The organism is Kitasatospora misakiensis (assembly GCF_042656005.1).
In the GTDB taxonomy this organism is placed as follows: domain Bacteria; phylum Actinomycetota; class Actinomycetes; order Streptomycetales; family Streptomycetaceae; genus Kitasatospora; species Kitasatospora misakiensis.
Map to the genome: position 1 here is coordinate 1 of NZ_JBHSOF010000111.1, position 5,123 is coordinate 5,123.

General features: G+C 73.7%; 6 protein-coding genes. 3 read left to right on the forward strand and 3 right to left on the reverse strand.

Annotated elements, in window-relative coordinates; all coding sequences use genetic code 11:
* Positions 1-62 precede the first annotated feature (62 nt).
* The 3 genes from ACFP3U_RS36630 to ACFP3U_RS36640 all read right to left on the reverse strand — a co-directional run bounded on the left by ACFP3U_RS36630 (position 63) and on the right by ACFP3U_RS36640 (position 2,831).
* On the reverse strand, positions 63-869 hold the full coding sequence (locus tag ACFP3U_RS36630) for an alpha/beta fold hydrolase (protein ID WP_380230101.1): 807 nt from the start codon (positions 867-869) through the stop codon (positions 63-65).
* Positions 870-996: 127 nt separating this feature from the next.
* Positions 997-1,557: a DinB family protein gene (locus ACFP3U_RS36635; RefSeq protein WP_380230102.1), complete on the reverse strand. Its 561-nt coding sequence runs from the start codon at positions 1,555-1,557 to the stop codon at positions 997-999.
* Between the two features lie 65 nt (positions 1,558-1,622).
* Positions 1,623-2,831: an FAD-dependent oxidoreductase gene (locus tag ACFP3U_RS36640; RefSeq protein WP_380230103.1), complete on the reverse strand. Its 1,209-nt coding sequence runs from the start codon at positions 2,829-2,831 to the stop codon at positions 1,623-1,625.
* Positions 2,832-2,974: 143 nt separating this feature from the next.
* Between ACFP3U_RS36640 and ACFP3U_RS36645 the strand changes: the two genes are divergently transcribed.
* The 3 genes from ACFP3U_RS36645 (at position 2,975) to ACFP3U_RS36655 (ending at position 5,084) form a co-directional block, all read left to right on the forward strand.
* The gene (locus ACFP3U_RS36645) at positions 2,975-3,607 is read left to right on the forward strand and encodes a PadR family transcriptional regulator (protein ID WP_380230104.1); all 633 of its coding nucleotides are present in this window, start codon (positions 2,975-2,977) and stop codon (positions 3,605-3,607) included.
* A 37-nt stretch (positions 3,608-3,644) separates the two neighbouring features.
* Positions 3,645-4,445 carry a phosphotransferase enzyme family protein gene (locus ACFP3U_RS36650; protein ID WP_380230105.1) on the forward strand — a complete coding sequence of 267 codons (801 nt, stop codon included), beginning with the start codon at positions 3,645-3,647 and terminating at the stop codon, positions 4,443-4,445.
* A 69-nt stretch (positions 4,446-4,514) separates the two neighbouring features.
* Positions 4,515-5,084: a DUF6215 domain-containing protein gene (locus tag ACFP3U_RS36655; protein WP_380230106.1), complete on the forward strand. Its 570-nt coding sequence runs from the start codon at positions 4,515-4,517 to the stop codon at positions 5,082-5,084.
* Positions 5,085-5,123: the final 39 nt, after the last annotated feature.

The following is a 5,123-nucleotide window of genomic DNA, read 5'->3' on the forward strand; positions in this document are numbered from 1 at the left end:
AACACCAAAGCAACGCCGCTGTGCCCGGACCGGGCACAGCGGCGTCGCGCGTTCCTCGACAGTCAGCCCGTGCCGAGCACCGCGTCCCTGACCAGACGGGCCACCGCCTCCGGCTGCTCCACCAGGACCAGGTGGCCGCTGTCCGGGACCACCTCCAGGGAGACGGACGGGCACGCCGCAAGACCGGCGTGTTCGCTGTCGGTCAACCCGATCTCGTCCCGGTCGCCGCGCACCACCCACGCGCGGGCGCCGGAGCCGCACAGCCTCGGCACCAGTGAGCCGTGCCGGTCCAGGTAGGCGAAGTACTCGTCCATCGCCCGGCGGCAGAACGGCGCCGAGTTCTTCCCGAGGTCGGCGAGCAGCTCCGCCCTGCGGCGCTCGGGCAGGCTGCTCGCCATGGCCTTCGGCGCGAGCCACAGCATCGCGGGCCAGATCAGGCCGCCGAGGCCGGGCACGTGCCCGAGCTTCGTGGCGACGGAGAGCGCCCTGGGCTCGTCCGGACGCGAGAAGGTCGGGGACAGCAGCACCACGGGGCCGGAGAAGTGCCCGGCGGCCACCATCTCCAGGGCGATGTTGGCGCCGATGCTGTGCCCGACCACGGCCGTGCACCCGTACTCGGCCGCGAGGGCGCCGGTGATGGCGGCGTAGTTCTCCATCGACACGTCGGCGGGCGCGACCGTTCCGGCGTGCCCGGGAACGGTCGCGGCCACCAGGCGGATCGGCGCCTCGGCGAGCGGTGGCGCGGCCATCATGTCCGCGTAGAAGACCGTGCCGCACAGCCCGCCGGGCAGCAGCAGGACGCGGTGCGGCGCATCGGCCGGCCCCGACTCCCGGATGTCCCACTCACCGAATGGCGCGCTACCGCTCACGATCACGTCCTGCCTCTCGTCCGACCTCCCGCAGTCTCGCGCGAGGGCAGCCGTCGGGCCGTGACCGTGGTCCGAGCGCGGCATGTCGCCCGCCGCCGCGCCCGGACTTCCCAGGAGGGGCCGTCGGCTACTGGCCGACCCGGCCGTCGACGCACTCGCGGAGGAGGTCGGCGTGGCCCGAGTGGCGGGCGTACTCGTCGATCATGTGCACCATGACCTCGCGGATCGCGAGCTTGTCGCGGCCGGCGCGCACGCCGAGGTCCGGGAAGCCGGCCAGGGTGGCGTCCATCGCGGCCTGCTCGCGCGCCAGGTCGGCGAACGCGGCGTCGACCACGGCCTGGTCGGCGACGGCGCCGTCGAAGTCCGCGTCGCGCGCACCGTAGAGCTTCGGCAGCGGCTCCTCGTCGCTGATCCAGTTCCGCCAGCCGCGCTCCACCTCGGCGAGGTGGCGGACCAGGCCGAGCAGCGACATCGTGGACGGCGGCACCGAGCGGCGGGCGAGCTGCTCGGCGTCCAGGCCCTCGCACTTGAGGCGCAGGGTGAGGCGGTAGTTGGTGATGGCCTCGCGCAGGGTCGCCAACTCGCCGTCCGGGCTCGGCCCCTCGTTGTTGCGCGGGTCGTCCTCGGGGTTCAGCCACATGTCGGGGTAGACGGTCGCTTCGGTCCACCGCGCAGGTTGATCATTCATCCGGCCCATGCTGGTCCGTGGCCGACGGCTCCGCCACTCAATATCCGCACCCGGCGAACTGGGGTTCACGCGGCCTGGGCCGCGCTCGTCTCCCAGTCGATGTGGTGGTCGAACTGCCAGGCCATCTTCTCCGGGTTGATCAGCTTCATGCTCGCCGGCAGCAGGAGGTCGCGCAGGACGCGGCCGACCGGGCCCGCCGTCTTGTCGCTGTTCGTGCGGGCGGCGAGCTTGATGATGCGCTCGACGCGGGGGCGGCGCAGTCGCTCGTACGCCGCGAAGGCCTGGTCGTAGGGCAGGTCCCGCAGGCAGCGGGCGAGTTCGACGGCGCTCTCGGCGGCGATGGAGGCGCCCTGTCCGGAGCTGGACGAGGCGGCGTGGGCCGCGTCGCCGATCAGGGTCATCCGGCCGCTGGTCCAGTTCGGGACGCGCGGCATGTTCTCCATCGGGCCGGTGATGAGGAGTTGGCCGGCGTCGGTGCGGCTGATCATGTCGAGGGCGGGGACGCGGTCGTCGGCGAAGGCTTCCCTCAGGACGCTCATCCACCGCTCCGCACCGATCGACTGGGCCTCGGCGACCGTCATCGGGGCGCGGTGGGGCAGGTTCACGAACCACATCGCCGAGGAGTCGTCGAAGACCTGGTAGCCGAAGAACGCGCGCTTGCCGAAGCACAGGTACATCACGCCGTCGGTGGAGGGCAGCCCCGACCGCTCCAGCCGCGCCCCGAAGCAGACCAGGCCGGCGTAGTTCGGCCGCGGGGCGGCGGGGTCGATCAGGGAGCGGACCGTGGAGCGGATGCCGTCGGCGCCGATCAGGATGTCGGCGCTGGCCCGCGTGCCGTCCGCGAAGTGCGCGGTGATGCCGGAGCCGGTGTCCGTCGCGCCCGTGAGCCGCTTGCCGTGGTGGATGGGGACGGCGCGGCGCTCCGCCTCGTCGTAGACCGCCCGGTAGAGATCGGCGCGCCAGACGAACTGCTGGACCGGGAGGCGGGCGGGCGGGGCGAACCGCGCGAGGTGCTTGCCCGTCCAGCTCCGCAGCCCCAGGGCGGTGACCGGGGTGCCGATGGCGCGGACGAGCTCGCCCGCGCCGATCGCGTCGAGGGCGTCCTGGCCGTTCGGGGCGATGGTCATACCGCCGCCGACCCCGTCGGCGGTGTGGTCGTACGCCTCGTGGACGGTGGCCTCGATGCCGGCCTGGCGGAGGGCCATCGCGGCGACCGGGCCGGCGATACCGCCGCCGATGACGAGCGCGGTGCGGGCTTTGCCGATGCGGGTCATGACTGGTTCTCCCTCGAAGGGTCGCCGGTGGGCGGCATGCCGCCGCGCTTCTGGGCGCGGCGCGGGTGCCGTTCGGATGGTTCGATAGTTGCAGTGAGACTAGTTTCGAGTCAACTAGTTGCTTCGAAGTTAGAATCTGGCCCATGGCCGCATCCGCTCCCCGCAGCTCCCCGCTCGCCCTGACCGTCCTGGCCCTGCTGCACTACCGGCCGCTGCACCCGTACGGCATCCAGCGGCTGGTCAAGGACTGGGGCAAGGAGCAGGTCGTCAACGTCAGGCAGCGCGCGAGCCTCTACCGCACGATCGAGCGGCTCAACGGCGAGGGCCTGATCGCGGTCCGCGAGACCGGGCGCGATCAGCAGTACCCCGAGCGGACGGTCTACGAGGTCACCGACGCGGGGCGGGAGACCGCCCGCGCCTGGCTGGAGGAGATGCTCGCCGCCCCCAAGGAGGAGTTCCCGGAGTTCCCGGCCGCCCTCTCGAACCTCCTGCTGCTCATGCCCGAGGAGGCGGCGGACGTGCTGGGGCGCCGGGTCGACGCCCTCGCGGAGCGGCTCGACGGGCTGGCGGCGGCCCTGGCCGCGGAGGCGGGGCACGGGCTGCCGCGCGTCACCCGGCTGGAGACCGAATACCTGCGGGCCGTGACGGCCGCGGAGCTGGCGTGGGTGCGGGCGGTGGTCGACGACCTGCGGGCCGGGCGGCTCTCCTGGTCGAGGGAGCAGCTGGACGCCCTGGCGGCGGGGCCGGAGCAGGGGGCGGGCCCGGACCGGATATGAGGGGCGGCGCGGCGGGGCCTCGGGGTACGGTCCCCTGATGAACGATCAGATCACCGACGAGCAGCCACTGTCCGGCGGGAACGCGACCGCGAGCGTCGTCCGCGTCGGGGACACCGTCCGCCGGAGTGCCGGGCCGTGGACGCCGGCGGTGCACGCGTTGCTGGAGCACCTGCACGGGGTGGGGTTCCGGGGCGCGCCGCGGCCGCTGGGCGTCGACGAGCAGGGGCGCGAGGTGCTGAGCTTCGTGCCGGGCGAGGTGATGTGGTTCGACCGGTTCACGATGCTGGACCCGGTCGAGCGGCTGGCCCGCGTCGCCCGGCTGATCCGGGAGTTCCACGACGCCGTGGCCGGCTTCACGCCGCCGCCGGACGCCCGCTGGCAGTCGCTGATGCGGGACGACTCGGCGGAGGGCTCCGAGATCATCGCCCACCAGGACCTCGCGCCGTGGAACCTGGTCATCGAGGACGCGGGCGACCGCTGGGCGTTCATCGACTGGGACACCGCCGCTCCGGGCTCCCGGCTCTGGGACCTCGCGTACGCCGCGCACGGCTTCGTGCCGCTCGCCGCGACCCCGGGCCTGCGGCGGGCGGACGCCGCCGAACGGCTGCGGGCCTTCGTCGACGCCTACGGGCTGGACGAGGCGGAGCGGTTGCGGCTGGTGCCGATGCTGGGGCGGCGGACCCGGGCCATGCACGACTTCCTGCGCGACCAGGCGGGCCTGGGCGTGCAGCCGTGGACGCGGCTGTGGCAGGAGGGGCACGGCGCGGCGTGGCTGGCGAACAGCGAGTACATCGAGGAGCGGCGGGAGGAGTGGACGCGGGCGCTGCTGGACGGCTGAGCGGCCGGCAGGGGGCGGCAGCGGGGTCGCGGGAGGGTGTCGCGCCGGAGCGTCGGGTACAGTCCGCGCGTGAACGATCAAGAGATGCTCGACCGGCCTGACCTGCCCGGCGAGGAGTCCCCGGGACCACGGTTCCCGGGTCCGCAGGTGGTGGCCGAACGGCGCGGTGGCCGGTGGGCGATGCCCGGTGCGGTGCTGCTGGTGGTGCTGCTGGCGGCGGGCGCCGCGGTGGCGGTGGTCGCCGACCCGCCCTCCGGGGACGCAGACGCGAGCGGCAACGCGACGTGCGCACCGCCGCAGGCCGACGACGCGCCCGGGTACCCCGCGCTGTGCGCCGCGCTGAACCGCCCCGACCTGCCGGACCTCGCCGGCGTGCCCGGCGGGCGGGTGTCCCTCGCCGGGTCCCACCTCGTCCTGCGGCTGGGTGGCGACGGGAAGGAGCCGCCCGTCGCCACCGCGCAGGTGCAGATCGGTTCCGTCCAGGTGAGCGTGACCGATCACCCGGACATGGCGCCCGAGGACTTCCTGCTCTTCTCCGACCTGCCGCGCACTCAGGCGCCGGTGCTCGGTCACCCCATCACCGCCTACCGGATGCGCACCATGGGCGGGGCCCCGGCGACCGGCGGACGCTGTTGGTGAATTCGGGATCCTGATCATTTCGCCCCGTCGAGCTGTTGC

What these genes read in the sequence shown, in the direction of transcription:
- ACFP3U_RS36635 (WP_380230102.1), bottom strand. Translation starts at nt 1,557, where the DNA reads ATGAATGATCAACCTGCGCGGTGGACCGAAGCGACCGTCTACCCCGAC.
- ACFP3U_RS36640 (WP_380230103.1), bottom strand. Translation starts at nt 2,831, where the DNA reads ATGACCCGCATCGGCAAAGCCCGCACCGCGCTCGTCATCGGCGGCGGT.
- ACFP3U_RS36645 (WP_380230104.1), top strand. Translation starts at nt 2,975, where the DNA reads ATGGCCGCATCCGCTCCCCGCAGCTCCCCGCTCGCCCTGACCGTCCTG.
- ACFP3U_RS36650 (WP_380230105.1), top strand. Translation starts at nt 3,645, where the DNA reads ATGAACGATCAGATCACCGACGAGCAGCCACTGTCCGGCGGGAACGCG.